This window comes from Pseudomonas sp. REB1044, assembly GCF_038813925.1.
In the GTDB taxonomy this organism is placed as follows: Bacteria; Pseudomonadota; Gammaproteobacteria; order Pseudomonadales; family Pseudomonadaceae; genus Aquipseudomonas; species Aquipseudomonas boreofloridensis.
In genome coordinates this window covers 3,538,242-3,555,599 of sequence record NZ_CP046139.1, presented here as the reverse complement: position 1 = coordinate 3,555,599, position 17,358 = coordinate 3,538,242, and the positions used below count along the sequence as shown (strand labels likewise).

The window sequence follows — 17,358 nt, the reverse complement described above, 5'->3', positions numbered from 1 at the left end:
GCCCGCACACAAAAAATCTGACACTCTCGACCTGTGCTGAAATAGCCCTGCGTCCAACTGCCCTCTACAAGCCCGCCATTCCATGAGTCAGATGAGCTTTTCCGATTTCGAGTACGCCGGTAAGCGCAAGCAAACCCGTCGCGAGCGTTTCCTGGCCGAGATGGAACAGGTGGTGCCGTGGAGCGGTTTGGTGGCATTGATCGAGCCGCACTACCCAAAGGCCGGCGGTGGTCGCAAGCCGTACCCACTGGAAACCATGCTGCGTGTTCACCTGCTGCAGAACTGGTTCTCGTTGAGCGACCCAGCCATGGAAGAGGCGGAGAGTGTCAGATTTTTTGTGTGCGGGCCGATAACGGCCTGCCTTCAGGCTGGCCATGCTTTTACCAGGTCGGCCTGATAAATCGATCTCCGTACAGCATCGCGAATTGATTCATCGCATTTTTCCAGTCATGGGCCGCTGAGCCCCAGTTTGCCGTGATGTTCCGCAGCCCCAGCCAGATCAGCTTGGTGGCGGCCTCATCCGTTGGGAAGTGACCACGCGTTTTGATGATCTTGCGTAGCTGGGCGTTGATGCTTTCGATCGCGTTGGTCGTATAGATCACTTTTCGAATGCCCGACGGGAAGACAAAGAATGGAATCACTCGATCCCAGGCTCTTCTCCATGCCGCAACTACCGTTGGGTACTGTTTGCCCCAAGGGCCGTTTTCAAACGCATCCAGTGCCTGCTCAGCCGCCTCGGCGTTGATGGCCTGATAGATCGGCTTGAGCGCTTTGGCCAGATCACGACGCTTCTCCCACGCTGCATAATCGAGACTGTTGCGGATCAAGTGGACGATGCATGTTTGCAGCGTGGTGGCCGGAAACACGGCGCTTAGCGCCTCTGGCATCCCTTTGAGGCCGTCGGTGACGGCGATCAGCACATCCTCAACGCCGCGCGTCTTGAGGTCATTGAAGACCTTCATCCAGAACTTCGCACCTTCGGTATTTTCGATCCAGATCCCGAGAATATCGTACGCGATCCATAAACCCCACCTGCCCAACAGTGGGGGAACGGGTTACCGTGGCATCTCTGGCGAGCAGTTCCACGGTAGCAGCGCTTCGTAGTCTGCTACCGACGAGGCGTGCGGTAGCCGCTCTAGTACGTGGCGCAGCCACGTATAAGGCTCTTGGCCGTTGACCTTGGCGGTCTCGATCAGGCTGTAGATCTTCGCGCTGGCACTGGCGCCGTTGACGGTGTCGCTGAACAGCCAGGCCTTGCGCCCTATGACAAACGGCTTGATCGCTCTTTCGGCCGTATTGTTATCGATGGGCAAGTAACCCGCTTCGACATAGCGCTCCAGTCGACTCCAGTTGTTCGCCAGGTAATGCACTGCCTTGCCCAACGCACTTTGTGCGGTCACCTGCGACTGGGTTTTATCCAGCCAGCTTTTCAGTTGTGTCAGGATCGGCAGGCTTTTCTCCTGTCGACCAGCAAACCGCTGTTCATCACTGACGTCTTTGAACTCGCGCTCGATGCCGTACAGCTTGTTGATCATCGCCAGCGCGATATCAGCCCGTCCGGTTTTACCTTTGGGCTGCACTTTTTGCGCGTCCACGAACTTGCGTCGCGCATGGGCCATGCACGCCAGTCGCTCCACGCCCGGCTGCAACGCCAACGCGTTATAGCCGGCGTAATCATCAGTCATGACATAGCCACGGTAACTTTCCAGCAAGCGCAACGGCACCTCCTGCGCACGGCTGGACGTGTAATCAAACAGCACAACTTTTCGATCCGGTGGGCCACTGGCTTGCACCCACATCCAGGATTGGCTGGTCGGATCTCGATCCGGTTCTTTCAACACCTGTACACGGGTTTCATCGCAGTGAATCACTGGGCTTTCCAGCAACCGATCACGCATCAAATTAAGCAGTGGCTGGAAATGCTCGCTGCACTGGATCACCCAGCGTGCCAGCGTTTGCCGAGGGATATCGATACCGTGGCGGCTAAGTACCGTTTCAAACCGATGCAACGGTAAACCGTCGACATACTTGGTGGTCAGTAGCATGGCCAGCACGCTGGGGCTGGCCATGCTTTTCTCGATCAACTGGGCAGGCTTGTCGGCGGTGACCGGTGCGGCTTCACAGCCACGGCAAGCGTAGATCTTGCGGATATATTTGATGACCCGGATCTGCATCGGCACGATATCCAGTTGCTCACTGGTTTCTTCCCCGATGGCATGTTTGCGGCAACCGCAAGCACAGGTCAGTTCGTGTTCGGGCAGTTCGTGGATGACTTCGATACGCGGCAGATCGGCCGCCAACGGCTTGCGTTTGCCACGGCGTGGTGTCGGTGCGACAACTTCTTCATCGACGTCGCCAACCAACGGCATTGGCTCGCTTTCAGGCTCATTGAACAAGGCCAACTGTGGCGTGTTGGGTTCCACGGATTGCTCGGACTTGCGTCCAAACAAACGGTCACGCAACAGCTTGATCTGTTCTTTCAGGTCGACGATGTGAGTCTGATAAGCCTGAGTGGTTTCCTCCTGACGATTGAGGGCCTCAAGCAACAGTTGCTTAAGCAAAACAGGATCATCAGGAAGGTCATCGGGCAGAGAAATCATGGCCCGGATTATACCGGGTTACGCCACGTAGCGCGGCGTCAAAACCTGATGAGGACGATTACGCCAGAGGTCAAAACCGTCGAGCAGCCAGTTGAGTTCCTGGACGGTCAGAATGATCGCCTCGTCGGTGGCGTCAGGCGATGTTTTGAAACGCTCGGATTCGAGGCGCTTGAGCCAAAGGCAGAAGCCGTTTCGTTCCCAGTAGAGGATCTTCACGCGGTTGCGCGGCTTGTTGAGAAACACGAAAAGCACGGGGTCAAACACCGCCACTTTGATATCCAGTTCGACCAGAGCGGCCAGGCCGTCAATCGACTTTCGGAAGTCGACGGGCTTGGGGTAGAGATAGACTTTTTCGACTTTGGCGTCGGGTCGCATCATGACGGGGCTGGCTCCAGAAAGAGATCGGGAGCACAGCATTGGGGATCAACTTCGCGCTTTGAATGTGGGGTTCATGGAGCGGTTACAATCTGTGGATGGTACACCGGCAATTATTACCGGCCGCTGGAGAGGTGCGTCCGTGAGGGCAGGAAATCAAGGCTGCGTTTTGGTTATCCAATAGCCAGCGGCTGAAAATCGGGCTATTCGACGTGCCCGAGCCGTCCATTTCGAGCTGATGGCAACTTGTTCGGAGTTTTCCATAGCGGGCCCAATCCCCCGAGCCCGCCACACCGCTCCTACCTCAAGGACACTGACAAGTCGAAGGCCCAAACACCGGCCCGCTGCAAGGGTCTTTCGACGGGCCGAACACCGGGCACGCCGCTTGGGCAGTCAGGGAGAAACCACAGAGCAGAAACACCGCCAACAGTACGTTCTTCATTCGCAAGCTCCTGAGTGGGTAAACCCACGCGTTCTATCCATAGTGAGGGTACGGTCGGTCATCCCGGACACTGGCGGGCACACCACACTCGCCCGGAAGGTCCGTTCGCCCGGTCGCGGCACATCGCCAGACAGGCCAGCGAGGGCCGGACCCGGAGCAGTAAAGATCAGCCCCGTCGAACGCGCCAGTGTGGCGTAACGTCGCAAATCCCCGCCGCCTCAGTTCTTGGCGCTGGAATACTTGCGTCCTTGGTCGAGCAGGGCGAACACCACCACCAACACCCCAGCCACCGCCAGGATGAGCGCGACGCCATCGGTGGAGTGCGTCGCCGAGCCTGCCACCAATGCCAGCCCGCCCAGAGGCGCCATGCCGCCTGCCACCGCCGTGCCGATTTCGCGGCCGGTGCCGAAGCCTGAGGCGCGGGTCTGGGTGGGGAACTGTCGGCTCAGGAACGAGCCCTGTGGGGCGAACATCATGGGCGCCAGGATGCCGGTGCCGAGGGCGATCGCTACATAGATCAGCGTCGGCTCGCCGGTGCTCAGCAGGCGCAGGAAGGGGTAGGCGAACAGCACCGATAGCAGGCCGCCGAGCATCAGTACGGTCTTGCTGCTCCAGCGGTCGCACAGCCAGCCGAAGAAGGGCACGGCGAAGATCGCCACCAGGCTGGCGATGGTCACCGACAGGGAGGTGACGTGGGCCTCGACGCCTTTGAACTGGGTCAGGTAGGCCAGGGAGAAGGTCTTGAAGATGTAGCTCAGGGCGTTGTAGCCGACGGCCACGAAGAACACCACGGCCAGTCCTTTGCGGTCATTGCGCAGCAGCAACTTGAGTGGCGAGACCTTGGGGGTGTCCTCGGCCGTGTCCAGGGCTTTGAAGTCCGGGGTTTCCGGGATGCTCTTGCGCACCCACAGGCCCACCGCCACCAGTGCGATGCTGGCGATGAAGGGGATGCGCCAGCCACCGGCCAGCAGGAAGTCGTTGCCGTTCATGGTCAGCAGGTACACGGTCAGCGACGACAGCAGCAGGCCCAGGTTCAGGCCCAGCGCTGGCCAGGCGCCTTGACTGCCGCGCTTGCCTTCGCTGGCGTGCTCGTAAGAGGTGACCGCTGCGCCGGACAGTTCGGCGCCGGCGCCCAGGCCTTGGATGATGCGGATCACCACCAGCAGGATCGGCGCCCAGATGCCGAGGGTGGCGTAGCCGGGGATCAGGCCGATCAGCGTGGTGCATACACCCATCAGGCAGAAGGTGATCACCAGCACGTGCTTGCGGCCGAAGCGGTCGCCCAGGTAGCCGAACAGGATGCCGCCGAACGGGCGGGCGATGAAGCCGATGGCGAAGGTGGAGAAGGCCAGCAGGGAGGCCACCGCCGGGTTGCTGGCGTCGAAGAAGATCTTCGAGAACACGATCGCGGCCATGGTCGCGTAGAGGTAGAAGTCATACCACTCCAGCATCGAGCCGAAGATGGTCGCCGCCGCGACCTTGCGCAGGCGCTTGCGTTGCTGGTCGGGGGTTTCCGTCGCGGACGGGGCCGTTTCATGTGCCGACATGGGTTATTCCTTATTGTCTTTGTAGTGGAAGGTGCAGCAGAATTCAGCGGGCCTTGAGGATGCGCTGGGCGATCATCTGGCCGATGGGAATGGCCGAGGTGGCGGCCGGCGAGGGGGCGTTGCAGACATGCACCATGCGCGGCGTCTCGGCGAACAGGAAGTCATGCACCAGGGTGCCGTCGCGCATTACTGCCTGGGCGCGGATGCCAGCTTCATGCGGCAGCAGGTCGTCGATTTCCAGCGACGGGCAGTACTTGCGGCACTGCTCCAGGTAGCCGCGCTTGAACACCGAGTTCTTCATTTCCGTGGTGCCGGAGCCCAGGTTGTTCCAGAGGGTTTTCCAGAACCCGGGAAAGCGGGCGTACTCGGCCACGTCGCGCCAGTTCACCGAACCTTTGCGGTAGTTTTCGCGGCCCAGGCCGAGCACGGCATTCGGGCCGACGGTCACGCTGCCGTCGATCATTCGCGTCAGGTGCACGCCGAGAAAGGGCAGGTCGGGGTCGGGGATGGGGTAGATCAGGTGGTTGACGATGCCGTTCTTGCTCGGCGGCAGGCGGTAGTACTCGCCGCGGAAAGGGATGATCTGGTGATCGATGCTGACCCCGGCCAAGCGCGCCAGGCGGTCGGATTGCAGGCCGGCGCAGGCCACCAGTTGCCGTGCACGCCAGGTGTTGGCGTCGCTGGTGATGGTGACGTGGTCGGTGTGTTCCTGGATCGCGCGCACCGTGGTACACAGGCGCACCTCGCCGCCGGCGCGCTCGATCACCCGCGCCATGGCCTTGCACACTTCCTTGTAGTCGACGATGCCGGTGGCATCGAGGAACAGCGCGCCCTGGCCGACGATGTTCGGCTCGCGATGGCGCAGGGCGTCCGCGTCCAGTCGCTCAACCTTGAGGCCGTTCTGCTGCGAGCGCTGGTACAGCGCCTGCATGCGCTGCATCTCCAGGTCGTTGGAGGCCACCAGCAGCTTGCCGCACACCTCGAAGGCGATGCCGTGCTCGTGGCAGAAGTCCTTGGTGGCCTGGGCGCCGCGTTTGCACAGTTCGGCCTTGAGGCTGCCGGGTGCGTAGTAGATGCCGGCGTGGATCACGCCGCTGTTGTGGCCGGTCTGATGGCGACCCAATTGGTCTTCCTTGTCCAGGAGCAACAGCGAGGCGCCGGGGCGCTGTTCCAGCAGGGCCATCGCGGTGGCAAGGCCGACGATGCCGCCGCCGATGATGCAATAGTCGTGGGTCATGCGGATTACCTTGAGTGCGTGTCTTTGAATCTGATTATCAGGTTGTCAGACAAAGTAGTGCGTTAAAAATCCGGGGCCTCTGCCCCGGAGCGTCATGGGCTTCAGTCGAGTGCGGGCAGGTCGATCTTCAGGCGTTTGGCCGAGGCGCGCAGGTGCGCTTCGGCGCACCCGGCGGCGGCGTGGCGGTCGCCGTCGGCAATGGCTTGGTACAGCGCCTGGTGCTCGCGGCTGGCGTCGGCCGACCCGCCGATCGCTGGGCGGGCGGAGTTTTCCCAGGCGGTACGGCGGGCGCTGGCCAACTGACCGCCGAGGAAATCGTGGAAGGCGACGAAGTAATCGTTCTTGCTGGCTTCGGCGATGGCGCGGTGAAAGGCCACGTCGGCGGCTGCGGCGCGAGTCAGGTCGCTGCCGGAGTCGAGCATGATCTGCAGAGCATCGGCCATGCGCGTCAGGTCGGCGGCATCACGCCGACGCGCAGCGATGGCGGCGGCCTGGGTTTCGATCCACAGGCGCATCTCGAACATCTGCACCAGGTCGGGCGCGCGTCCGCTGCTGCCGGGGAAGCGGAACACGGTGCCGCCGGGGGTCTGGGAAATGTAGGAGCCCAGTCCGCGTCGGGCTATAAGCACGCCGTCGGCCTTGAGCTGCGCCACCGCCTCGCGCACCACGGAGCGGCTGACGTTGAGCTGCTCGGCCAGTTGCTGTTCGGTGGGCAGGCGCGATTCAGCGGCCAGTCGGCCGGCGTCGATCTCGGCGCGGATGGCGCTGACCACTCGGTCGACGAGGGTGTCGGGGCGCTGGAGCTCAAGCATGGAAGGATTGCCTAGTGGTCAGGTTGTCAGACAATGCCTAGGGCCTGGCGATCTGTCAATCGTGCCCGCGGCCGTCAGAGCTCGGAGACGAAGGTGCCGGTGCCGTCGAGAATATTGCGCAAGGTCAGCGCCACCTCGTCCAGGTCGCTACCGGCCGAGGTCAGCAGGATTTCCAGTTGCGCGTCGCCCTTGAGGGCATCGCGATCACCGGGGGCCACCTCGATCAGCAGGCGTTCGGCGCTCAACGTCACGGTCAACCCATCCAGCGTCGAAGGCTCGTCGTCCAGGGTCAGGTCGACGGTGTCTTCGTCGGGGTAGCGGGTGAGCAGGAACATCTGGCCCTTGTCGCTGTGGCAGCACAGGGTCGCCATGTCGTCTTCTTCGTCGTCGCACGGGGTGGCGAAGAGCAGGGCGGTTTTCAGTTGCATGGGCGGCTCGGTTTAAGGAAGTGAAACGCGATTGTGCCAGCCTTGGCACTGCGCATAAATGCACAGTTACCGCCGCTTGACCGAATATGTCGCAGCGCTGCAAGCCGCGGTGACCGCTCAGTCGTTAAGCTGCCCAGTCGATGGGCAGCCGTAAGGCCACAGCCCCGGCAGTCGTCTTTGAGGTGCTCATCCTTGGCGGGTGGCCCGGAACGCCGACGCGCGGGACCTGTCCGACGCCTTGATTCCATCGTTCTGTCGCCATGGGTTGGCTATGGTTGATCCTGAACGGCGGACGTACACGTACACGACGCTTCACCAAAAAAAAGCCCAAGCGGAGTACCACAGATGGCGTTTTTCACCGCAGCCAGCAAGGCCGACTTCCAGCATCAACTGCAAGCGGCCCTGGCGCAGCACATCAGCGAACAGTCCCTGCCACAAGTGGCGCTGTTCGCTGAGCAGTTCTTCGGCATCATCTCTCTGGACGAACTCACCCAGCGTCGGCTGTCCGACCTGGCCGGCTGCACCCTTTCTGCCTGGCGCACCATCGAGCGCTTCGACTCGGCCACCCCGCTGGTGCGGGTCTACAACCCGGACTACGAGCGCCATGGCTGGCAGTCCACGCACACCGTGGTCGAAGTCCTGCATGACGACCTGCCATTTCTGGTCGACTCGGTGCGTACCGAGCTCAACCGCCGCGGCTACAGCATCCACACCCTGCAGACCACCGTGCTCAGCACCCGGCGTGGGGCCAAGGGCGAACTGCTCGAACTGCTGCCCAAGGGCACCCAGGGTGAAGGCGTCAATCACGAATCGCTGATGTACCTGGAGATCGACCGCTGCGCCAACGCTGCCGAGCTGACCAGCCTGACCCGCGAGCTGGAGCTGGTACTGGCCGATGTGCGCGTGGTGGTGGCTGACTTCGAGCCGATGAAGGCCAAGGTCCGCGACCTGCTGGCGCTGGTGGGCGAGAACGCCTTCGGGCCGGCGCAGCATGACAAGGCCGAGGTGCAGAGCTTCCTCACCTGGCTGCTGGACAACCACTTCACCTTCCTCGGCTATGAGGAATTCGTGGTCGAGACCGACGCCGCCGGCGGCAGCCTGGCGTATGACGAATCCTCGTTCCTCGGCCTGCCGCGCGTGCTGCGCACTGGCCTGAGCAGCGACGACCTGCGCATCGAGGACTACGCCGTCAGCTACCTGCGCGAGCCGCGCCTGCTGTCGTTCGCCAAGGCCTCGCAGCCGAGCCGCGTACACCGCCCGGCCTACCCGGACTACGTGTCGATCCGTCAGATCGATGCCGACGGCAAGGTCCTCAAGGAATGCCGCTTCATGGGCCTGTACACCTCCACGGTGTACGGCGAGAGCGTCTATACCATTCCGTACATTCGCGAAAAGGTCGCCGAAGTGGAGCGCCGCTCGCACTTCGACCCCAAGGCGCACCTGGGCAAGGAGCTGACCCAGGTCCTGGAAGTGCTGCCGCGCGACGACCTGTTCCAGACCCCGATCGACGAGCTGTTCAGCACCGCGATGTCGATCGTGCAGATCCAGGAGCGCAACAAGATCCGCGTGTTCCTGCGCAAAGACCCCTACGGCCGCTTCTGCTACTGCCTGGCCTACGTGCCGCGTGAGGTCTATTCCACCGAAGTGCGCCAGAAGATCCAGCAGGTGCTGATGGAGCGCCTGAAGGCCTCGGACTGCGAGTTCTGGACCTTCTTCTCCGAATCGGTGCTGGCGCGGGTGCAACTGATTCTGCGGGTCGATCCGAAAAACCGCATCGACATCGATCCGCAGCAACTGGAAAACGAAGTGATCCAGGCCTGCCGCTCGTGGCAGGACGACTATTCGGCGCTGGTGGTGGACAACTTCGGCGAAGCCCAGGGCACCAACATCCTGGCCGATTTCCCCAAAGGCTTCCCGGCCGGTTACCGCGAGCGCTTCGCCGCGCACTCGGCGGTGGTCGACATGCAGCATGTGCTGGCGTTGTCCGAGGCCAAGCCCCTGGCCATGAGCTTCTACCAGCCGCTCACCCAGATCGGCGAGCGTCAGTTGCACTGCAAGCTGTACCACGCCGACACGCCGCTGGCGCTGTCCGACGTGCTGCCGATCCTGGAGAACCTGGGCCTGCGCGTGCTCGGCGAGTTCCCGTATCGGCTGCGTCATGCCAATGGCCGCGAGTTCTGGATTCACGACTTCGCCTTCACCTACAGCGAAGGGCTGAGCCTGGACCTGCAGCAGCTCAACGACACCCTGCAGGACGCCTTCATCCATATCGTCCAGGGCGAAGCCGAGAACGACGCGTTCAACCGCCTGGTGCTCACCGCTGGCCTGCCGTGGCGCGACGTGGCGCTGCTGCGCGCGTATGCCCGCTACATGAAGCAGATCCGTCTGGGCTTCGACCTGGGCTACATCGCCAGCACCCTGAACAACCACACCGACATCGCCCGCGAGCTCACCCGGCTGTTCAAGACCCGCTTCTACCTGGCGCGCAAGCTCGGCCAGGATGACCTGGACGACAAGCAGCAGCGCCTGGAGCAAGCGATTCTCAACGCGCTGGACGACGTTCAGGTGCTCAACGAAGACCGCATCCTGCGTCGCTACCTGGACCTGATCAAGGCCACCTTGCGCACCAACTTCTACCAGACCGACAGCAACGGTCAGAGCAAGGGCTACTTCAGCTTCAAGTTCAACCCACGGCTGATCCCCGAGCTGCCCAAGCCAGTGCCCAAGTTCGAGATCTTCGTGTACTCGCCACGGGTCGAAGGCGTGCACCTGCGCTTCGGCAACGTCGCCCGCGGCGGCCTGCGCTGGTCGGACCGCGAGGAAGACTACCGCACCGAAGTGCTCGGCCTGGTCAAGGCCCAGCAGGTGAAGAACTCGGTGATCGTGCCGGTCGGCGCCAAGGGCGGCTTCCTGCCGCGTCGCCTGCCCTTGGGCGGCGGGCGCGACGAGATCGCCGCCGAGGGCATCGCCTGCTACCGCATCTTCATCAGCGGCCTGCTCGACATCACCGACAACCTCAAGGACGGCGGCGTGGTGCCGCCGGTCAACGTGGTGCGCCACGATGAGGACGACCCCTACCTGGTGGTGGCAGCGGACAAAGGCACCGCGACCTTCTCCGACATCGCCAACGGCATCGCCAACGACTATGGCTTCTGGCTGGGCGATGCCTTCGCCTCCGGAGGCTCGGCGGGCTACGACCACAAAGGCATGGGCATCACCGCACGTGGCGCCTGGGTCGGCGTGCAGCGCCACTTCCGCGAGCGCGGCATCAATGTGCAGGAAGACCCGATCACCGTGGTCGGCATCGGCGACATGGCCGGCGACGTGTTCGGCAACGGCCTGCTGATGTCGGACAAGCTGCAACTGGTGGCCGCGTTCAACCACCTGCACATCTTCGTCGATCCGAATCCGGATCCGGCCAGCAGCTTCGCCGAGCGCAAGCGCCTGTTCGAACTGCCGCGTTCGGCCTGGACCGACTACGACACCACGCTGATGTCCGAAGGCGGCGGTATCTTCCCGCGTAGTGCCAAGAGCATCGCCATCAGCCCACAGATGAAGGCCCGCTTCGCCATCGAAGCCGACCGCCTGACTCCGACCGAACTGCTGCACGCGCTGCTGCAGGCCCCGGTCGATTTGCTGTGGAACGGGGGTATTGGCACCTACGTCAAGGCCAGCAGCGAAAGCCACGCCGACGTCGGCGACAAGGCCAACGATGCTCTGCGGGTGAACGGCAACGAGCTGCGCTGCAAGGTGGTGGGCGAGGGCGGCAACCTGGGCATGACCCAGCTCGGCCGCGTCGAATTCGGCCTGCACGGCGGCGCCACCAACACCGACTTCATCGACAACGCCGGTGGCGTGGACTGCTCCGACCACGAGGTCAACATCAAAATCCTGCTCAACGAAGTGGTGCAGGCCGGCGACATGACCGAGAAGCAGCGCAACCAGCTGCTGGGCAGCATGACCGAGGAAGTCTCGGCCCTGGTGCTGGGCAACAACTACAAGCAGACCCAGGCGCTGTCGCTCGCCGCCCGTCGCGCCCGCGAGCGGATCGCCGAGTACAAACGCCTGATGGCCGATCTGGAATCGCGTGGCAAGCTCGATCGCGCCATCGAGTTCCTGCCCAGCGAAGACCTGCTGGCCGAGCGTCTGGCCGCCGGCCACGGCCTGACCCGTGCCGAGCTGTCGGTGCTGATCTCCTACAGCAAGATCGACCTCAAGGAGCAACTGCTCAAGTCCGAGGTGCCGGACGACGAGTACCTGACCCGCGACATGGAAACCGCGTTCCCGCCGTCGCTGGTTAGCAAATTCGCCGAGGCCATGCGCCGTCACCGCCTCAAGCGCGAGATCGTCAGCAACCAGATCGCCAACGACCTGGTCAACAACATGGGCATCACCTTCGTGCAGCGCCTCAAGGAGTCCACCGGCATGAGCCCGGCCAATGTCGCCGGTGCCTACGTGATCGTGCGCGACATCTTCCACCTGCCGCACTGGTTCCGTCAGATCGAGGCACTGGATTACCAGGTCCCGGCCGACATCCAGCTGACCCTGATGGATGAGCTGATGCGTCTGGGCCGTCGCGCCACCCGCTGGTTCCTGCGCAGCCGCCGCAACGAGCAGGACGCCGGCCGCGACACGGCGCACTTCGGGCCGAAGATCGCGCAGTTGGGGCTCAAGCTCGACGAACTGCTGGAAGGTCCGACCCGCGAGCGCTGGCAGACGCGCTACCAGAGCTTCGTCGAAGCGGGCGTGCCGGAGTTGCTGGCGCGCATGGTGGCCGGCACCACGCACCTGTACACCCTGCTGCCGATCATCGAGGCCTCGGACGTCACCGGCCACGAACCGGCCCAGGTGGCCAAGGCGTTCTTCGCCGTGGGCAGCGCGCTGGACCTGACCTGGTACTTGCAGGAGATCAGCAACCTGCCGGTGGAGAACAACTGGCAGGCACTGGCCCGCGAGGCGTTCCGCGACGACATCGACCTGCAGCAGCGCGCGATCACCATTTCCGTGCTGCAGATGGCCGATGCCCCGGACGACATGGATGCCCGCGTGGCCCTGTGGGCCGAGCAGCACCGGGTGATGGTCGAGCGCTGGCGCGCCATGCTCGACGACCTGCGCAACGCCAGCGGCACCGACTATGCGATGTACGCGGTGGCCAACCGCGAGCTGGTCGACCTGGCGCTGAGCGGGCAGGCGGTGGTGATTCCTTCCTGAGTCTTGCGCTTAAATGAAAAGCCCCGGTAGCGATACCGGGGCTTTTTTGTCTGTCTTCGACGGTCTGGTGGTGGGCCGTTACGGTGTTACTTGAACCGTCTTTCCACCCCTTTCTCCACCAGGATCTTCGCCGAAATCTCTTCCACCGAGAAATGCGTGGAATTGATGTGGGGGATGTTCTCGCGGCGGAACAGGTTCTCCACTTCGCGCACCTCGAACTCGCACTGGGCAAAGCTCGAATAACGGCTGTTGGGTTTGCGCTCATGGCGGATGGCGGTGAGGCGGTCGGCGTCGATGGTCAGGCCGAACAGCTTGTTATGGTGCTTTTTCAGCACCGGTGGCAGTTGCAGACGTTCCATGTCGTCTTCGGTCAACGGGTAGTTGGCGGCGCGAATGCCGAACTGCATGGCCATGTACAAACACGTCGGCGTTTTGCCACATCGCGACACGCCCACCAATATCAGGTCGGCTTTGTCGTAATAATGGGTGCGCGCGCCGTCGTCGTTGTCCAGGGCGAAGTTCACCGCCTCGATCCGCTCCATGTAGTTGGAGTTGCCGCCAATGGAATGCGACTTGCCCACCGAATAAGACGAGTGGGCGGTCAACTCCTGTTCCAGCGGCGACAGGAAGGTGGAGAAGATGTCGATCATGAAGCCATTGGAGGTGGCCATGACTTCGCGGATGTCCTGGTTGACGATGGTGTCGAAGATGATCGGACGGACGCCGTCGCGCTCGGCCGCTGCATTGATCTGCTGGACCATGGCGTGGGCCTTGTCGAGCGTATCGATGTAGGGACGGGTGAATTTGGCGAAGGGATGGTATCGAACTGCGCTAGCAGACTTTGGCCCAGTGTTTCGGCCGTGATGCCGGTACCGTCGGAGATGAAGAACGCGGATCGTTTCATTTGCGCCAAGGGCCTTAAGCTGCCGAATGTTTCTGGATATGATAGGTTCGGTTTGCCGAACGCGGACGTTCGGCATTCTCACTTATTTTCCAGGTCCAGGCCACAAGCGTCCCGGCCCAGCCGCAACCCCGACAGGCGGGCGCCCTTGAGCTTTTCCAACACAGTCAGTGGAGAGATCACCTTGGTAGAGTACGTAGTTTCCCTCGATAAGCTCGGCGTCCATGATGTGGAGCATGTGGGGGGCAAGAACGCATCCCTAGGCGAGATGATCAGTAATCTTGCAGGTGCCGGCGTTTCGGTGCCGGGCGGCTTTGCCACTACGGCTCAGGCGTACCGTGATTTTCTCGAGCAAAGTGGCCTGAACGAGCGCATCCATGCCGCGCTCGATGCCTTGGACGTGGACGACGTCAACGCCCTGGCCAAGACCGGTGCGCAGATCCGTCAGTGGGTGATGGACGCGCAGTTCCCGGCGCGCCTGGATGCCGAAATTCGTACGGCCTTCGCCGAAATGGCTGCCGGCAACGACAACATGGCCGTCGCCGTGCGGTCCTCGGCCACGGCCGAAGACCTCCCGGACGCTTCGTTCGCCGGTCAGCAGGAAACCTTCCTCAACATTCGTGGCGTCGACAACGTGATCCGCGCGGCCAAGGAAGTGTTCGCCTCGCTGTTCAACGACCGCGCCATCGCCTATCGCGTACACCAGGGTTTCGACCACAAGCTGGTGGCTCTGTCGGCCGGCGTGCAGCGCATGGTGCGATCGGAAACCGGCACCGCTGGCGTGATGTTCACCCTGGACACCGAATCGGGCTTCCGCGACGTGGTGTTCATCACCGGCGCCTACGGCCTGGGCGAAACCGTGGTGCAGGGCGCGGTCAACCCTGACGAATTCTACGTGCACAAGAACACCTTGCAGGCTGGCCGCCCGGCCATTCTGCGCCGCAACCTGGGCAGCAAGGCGATCAAGATGGTCTATGGCGACGAAGCCAAGGCCGGTCGCTCGGTCAAGACGGTCGAGGTCGATCGCGCCGAGCGTGCGCGCTTCTGCCTGAGCGACGACGAAGTCAACGAGCTGGCCAAGCAGGCCATGATCATCGAGCAGCACTACCAGCGCCCGATGGACATCGAGTGGGCCAAGGACGGTGACGACGGCAAGCTGTACATCGTCCAGGCCCGCCCGGAAACGGTGAAGAGCCGCGCCAGCGCCAATGTCATGGAACGCTACCTGCTCAAGGAAAAGGGCACGGTGTTGGTCGAAGGCCGCGCCATCGGCCAGCGCATCGGCGCCGGCAAGGTGCGCGTGATCCGTGATGTGTCGGAGATGGACAAGGTTCAGCCTGGTGACGTGCTGGTCTCGGACATGACCGACCCGGACTGGGAGCCGGTGATGAAGCGCGCCAGCGCCATCGTCACCAACCGTGGCGGTCGTACCTGCCACGCCGCGATCATCGCCCGTGAGCTGGGCATTCCGGCCGTGGTCGGTTGCGGCAATGCGACGCAACTGCTCAAGGACGGTCAGGGCGTGACCGTGTCCTGCGCCGAGGGCGACACCGGCTTCATTTTCGAAGGCGAACTGGGCTTCGACGTCAAGCAGAATTCTGTGGACGCCATGCCGGAACTGCCGTTCAAGATCATGATGAACGTCGGCAACCCTGACCGTGCCTTCGACTTCGCCCAGCTGCCCAACGCCGGTGTCGGCCTGGCGCGCCTGGAATTCATCATCAACCGCATGATCGGCGTGCACCCCAAGGCGCTGCTGAACTATGCCGGCTTGCCGCCGGAGCTCAAGGATAGCGTCGACAAGCGCATCGCCGGCTACAACGACCCGGTCGAGTTCTATGTCGAGAAGCTGGTCGAAGGCATCAGCACCCTGGCGGCAGCCTTCTCGCCGAAAAAGGTCATCGTGCGTCTGTCGGACTTCAAGTCCAACGAATACGCCAACCTGATCGGCGGCAAGCTGTACGAGCCGGAAGAAGAGAACCCGATGCTGGGCTTCCGCGGGGCGTCGCGTTACATCAGCGAGTCGTTCCGTGACTGCTTCGAGCTCGAATGCCGTGCCCTGAAGCGCGTGCGCAACGAGATGGGCCTGACCAACGTCGAGATCATGGTGCCGTTCGTACGTACCCTCGGCGAGGCCAGCCAGGTGGTAGACCTGCTGGCCGAGAATGGCCTGGCCCGTGGCGACAATGGCCTGCGCGTGATCATGATGTGCGAGCTGCCGTCCAACGCCATTCTCGCCGAGGAGTTCCTCGAATACTTCGACGGCTTCTCGATTGGCTCCAACGACCTGACCCAGCTCACCTTGGGCCTGGATCGCGACTCCGGCATCATCGCCCACCTGTTCGACGAGCGTAATCCGGCGGTCAAGAAGCTGCTGGCCAATGCCATTGCCGCCTGCAACAAGGCCGGCAAGTACATCGGCATCTGCGGCCAGGGCCCTTCGGACCACCCGGATCTGGCCAAGTGGCTGATGCAGCAAGGCATCGAAAGCGTGTCGCTGAACCCGGACTCGGTGCTCGAAACCTGGTTCTTCCTGGCCGAGGGCCAGGGCGCCGCCTGATGCGTTCAATGCGGGGTGCACGTCGATGCGCCTCGCGTTCGTGTTTTCTTCGCGGGTAAATCGCTGCGGCGAGCCGCCGCCTCTTCTAGTGAGAGCGGCCGTTCGCCGCAGCGATTTACCCGCGACTACGCTGGAGCCGACGTTCAGCGTGGCCAGCGCCCGCCCATTCCGTATTCCTTTCTCATTGCCGTGAATTCATGCAAAGCAGCAGTACTCTTTTTCCCGTGGCCCTGCTCAGTGCCGAGCGCCGTGGCGACCTCAGCGAAGACGTCTACCGAATAAAAGCCGGCAACAGCCCGGACCCCAGCGTGGAGCTGGCCGTGACCCGTCTGGGTCTGGCCGATCAGCCCACTGAGCGAGCGGTGCCGGTGATCCTCCTGCATGGCAGCTTTTCCAACCGCCGTTTCTGGTATTCCCCAAAAGGCATTGGCCTGGGGGCGTTCCTGGCGCGGGCGGGCTTCGACGTATGGATTCCGGAGATGCGCGGCCATGGCCTGTCGCCGCGCAATCGTCAATGGCGCGCCAACTGCGTGGCCGACTACGCGCGTTTCGATCTGCCGGTGATCGGCACGTTCGTACGGGAAATGACGGGACAGGCGCCGCACTGGGTCGGGCATTCCCTGGGCGGCACCACGCTGGTTGCCTCCCTGGGCGGTGGCTACCTGGACCCGAATAGCGTCGCCAGCGTGGCGCTGTTCGGGACCCAGGTCACTCGCCGCTACTGGCCTCTGAAGTTGCCGCCGGTGGTGTGGGGCGCGCGCCTGCTGCTCAAGCGCTTTGCCCAACTGTCCGGGACCAGGCTCAAGCGTGGCCCGGAGGACGAGCCGATCGGCCTGGCCTTGGAGTGGTTGCGTTGGCAGGGGTTGTTCGGCCGCTTCGGGGTCAAGGACCGTGACTGGTGGGCAGGGCTGGCCGAGGTGCGAGTACCGCTATTGGCCGTGGCAGCGGTGGCCGATACCCAGGATCCGCTGTGGGCCTGTCGCGCGCTGTTCGAGCAGTGGGGCGATGCGCGCAAGCGATTCCTGCGCCTGGGGCGCGAGGACGGCTTCGAGGCGTTCGGGCATGTGGACATGCTGGTGAGCAAAGCCGCTCAGGACCAGGTGTGGCCGCAGGTCGAGCGCTGGCTGGCGCAGGCGCAGAGCACGCCACACGCCGCGGCGACTGACTACCCAGTCTCGGATGACTGCACGGCCTCGGAGGGTGTAGCCTTGCCCGACACCCGCCTTCGTTGTGACTGACAGGAGT

The 17,358-nt window shown here is 63.0% G+C and carries 10 protein-coding genes and 3 pseudogenes; 4 read left to right on the top strand and 9 right to left on the bottom strand.

The window, feature by feature from the left end:
- Positions 1-82: 82 nt before the first annotated feature.
- Positions 83-319: pseudogene (locus GKC70_RS16310) on the top strand (transposase); the annotation flags it as partial.
- A gap of 61 nt (positions 320-380) precedes the next feature.
- Here the strand turns inward: GKC70_RS16310 and GKC70_RS16305 are convergent.
- The 8 genes and pseudogenes from GKC70_RS16305 to GKC70_RS16270 all read right to left on the bottom strand — a co-directional run.
- Positions 381-1,010: pseudogene (locus GKC70_RS16305) on the bottom strand (IS256 family transposase); the annotation flags it as partial.
- Between the two features lie 45 nt (positions 1,011-1,055).
- Positions 1,056-2,600: an IS66 family transposase gene (locus GKC70_RS16300; RefSeq protein ID WP_342649228.1), complete on the bottom strand. Its 1,545-nt coding sequence runs from the start codon at positions 2,598-2,600 to the stop codon at positions 1,056-1,058.
- Between the two features lie 18 nt (positions 2,601-2,618).
- Complete coding sequence (gene tnpB / locus GKC70_RS16295; RefSeq protein ID WP_029614001.1) at positions 2,619-2,978, bottom strand: IS66 family insertion sequence element accessory protein TnpB; 360 nt, start codon at positions 2,976-2,978, stop codon at positions 2,619-2,621.
- Positions 2,979-3,279: 301 nt separating this feature from the next.
- Entirely contained in the window at positions 3,280-3,417 is a 138-nt protein-coding gene (locus tag GKC70_RS16290; RefSeq protein WP_240326970.1) for a hypothetical protein, read from the bottom strand.
- Positions 3,418-3,635: 218 nt separating this feature from the next.
- Entirely contained in the window at positions 3,636-4,964 is a 1,329-nt protein-coding gene (locus GKC70_RS16285) for an MFS transporter (protein ID WP_342649287.1), read from the bottom strand.
- A 43-nt stretch (positions 4,965-5,007) separates the two neighbouring features.
- Positions 5,008-6,201 (bottom strand): L-2-hydroxyglutarate oxidase, encoded by a 1,194-nt coding sequence (gene lhgO, locus GKC70_RS16280; RefSeq protein ID WP_342649286.1) that lies wholly within the window; start codon positions 6,199-6,201, stop codon positions 5,008-5,010.
- 101 nt (positions 6,202-6,302) lie between these two features.
- Positions 6,303-7,013, bottom strand: a complete 711-nt coding sequence (locus tag GKC70_RS16275) for a FadR/GntR family transcriptional regulator (RefSeq protein WP_342649285.1) — start codon at positions 7,011-7,013, stop codon at positions 6,303-6,305.
- A 74-nt stretch (positions 7,014-7,087) separates the two neighbouring features.
- A complete protein-coding gene (locus GKC70_RS16270) occupies positions 7,088-7,441 on the bottom strand; it encodes a hypothetical protein (RefSeq protein ID WP_317870345.1) in 354 nt (117 codons plus the stop codon).
- A 345-nt stretch (positions 7,442-7,786) separates the two neighbouring features.
- Here GKC70_RS16270 and GKC70_RS16265 point away from each other — a divergent pair, with 345 nt between their 5' ends.
- On the top strand, positions 7,787-12,652 hold the full coding sequence (locus GKC70_RS16265) for an NAD-glutamate dehydrogenase (RefSeq protein ID WP_342649284.1): 4,866 nt from the start codon (positions 7,787-7,789) through the stop codon (positions 12,650-12,652).
- An 86-nt stretch (positions 12,653-12,738) separates the two neighbouring features.
- Here the strand turns inward: GKC70_RS16265 and GKC70_RS16260 are convergent.
- Positions 12,739-13,556: pseudogene (locus GKC70_RS16260) on the bottom strand (pyruvate, water dikinase regulatory protein).
- 181 nt (positions 13,557-13,737) lie between these two features.
- Between GKC70_RS16260 and ppsA the strand changes: the two are divergent.
- Complete coding sequence (gene ppsA / locus GKC70_RS16255; RefSeq protein ID WP_039583090.1) at positions 13,738-16,113, top strand: phosphoenolpyruvate synthase; 2,376 nt, start codon at positions 13,738-13,740, stop codon at positions 16,111-16,113.
- Positions 16,114-16,310: 197 nt separating this feature from the next.
- Positions 16,311-17,351 (top strand): alpha/beta fold hydrolase, encoded by a 1,041-nt coding sequence (locus GKC70_RS16250; RefSeq protein WP_342649283.1) that lies wholly within the window; start codon positions 16,311-16,313, stop codon positions 17,349-17,351.
- Positions 17,352-17,358: the final 7 nt, after the last annotated feature.

Excerpts from the sequence above, each read along its gene's own strand:
- GKC70_RS16300 (WP_342649228.1), bottom strand. The coding sequence starts at position 2,600 with ATGATTTCTCTGCCCGATGACCTTCCTGATGATCCTGTTTTGCTTAAG.
- tnpB (WP_029614001.1), bottom strand. The coding sequence starts at position 2,978 with ATGATGCGACCCGACGCCAAAGTCGAAAAAGTCTATCTCTACCCCAAG.
- GKC70_RS16290 (WP_240326970.1), bottom strand. The coding sequence starts at position 3,417 with ATGAAGAACGTACTGTTGGCGGTGTTTCTGCTCTGTGGTTTCTCCCTG.
- GKC70_RS16285 (WP_342649287.1), bottom strand. The coding sequence starts at position 4,964 with ATGTCGGCACATGAAACGGCCCCGTCCGCGACGGAAACCCCCGACCAG.
- lhgO (WP_342649286.1), bottom strand. The coding sequence starts at position 6,201 with ATGACCCACGACTATTGCATCATCGGCGGCGGCATCGTCGGCCTTGCC.
- GKC70_RS16275 (WP_342649285.1), bottom strand. The coding sequence starts at position 7,013 with ATGCTTGAGCTCCAGCGCCCCGACACCCTCGTCGACCGAGTGGTCAGC.
- GKC70_RS16270 (WP_317870345.1), bottom strand. The coding sequence starts at position 7,441 with ATGCAACTGAAAACCGCCCTGCTCTTCGCCACCCCGTGCGACGACGAA.
- GKC70_RS16265 (WP_342649284.1), top strand. The coding sequence starts at position 7,787 with ATGGCGTTTTTCACCGCAGCCAGCAAGGCCGACTTCCAGCATCAACTG.
- GKC70_RS16250 (WP_342649283.1), top strand. The coding sequence starts at position 16,311 with ATGCAAAGCAGCAGTACTCTTTTTCCCGTGGCCCTGCTCAGTGCCGAG.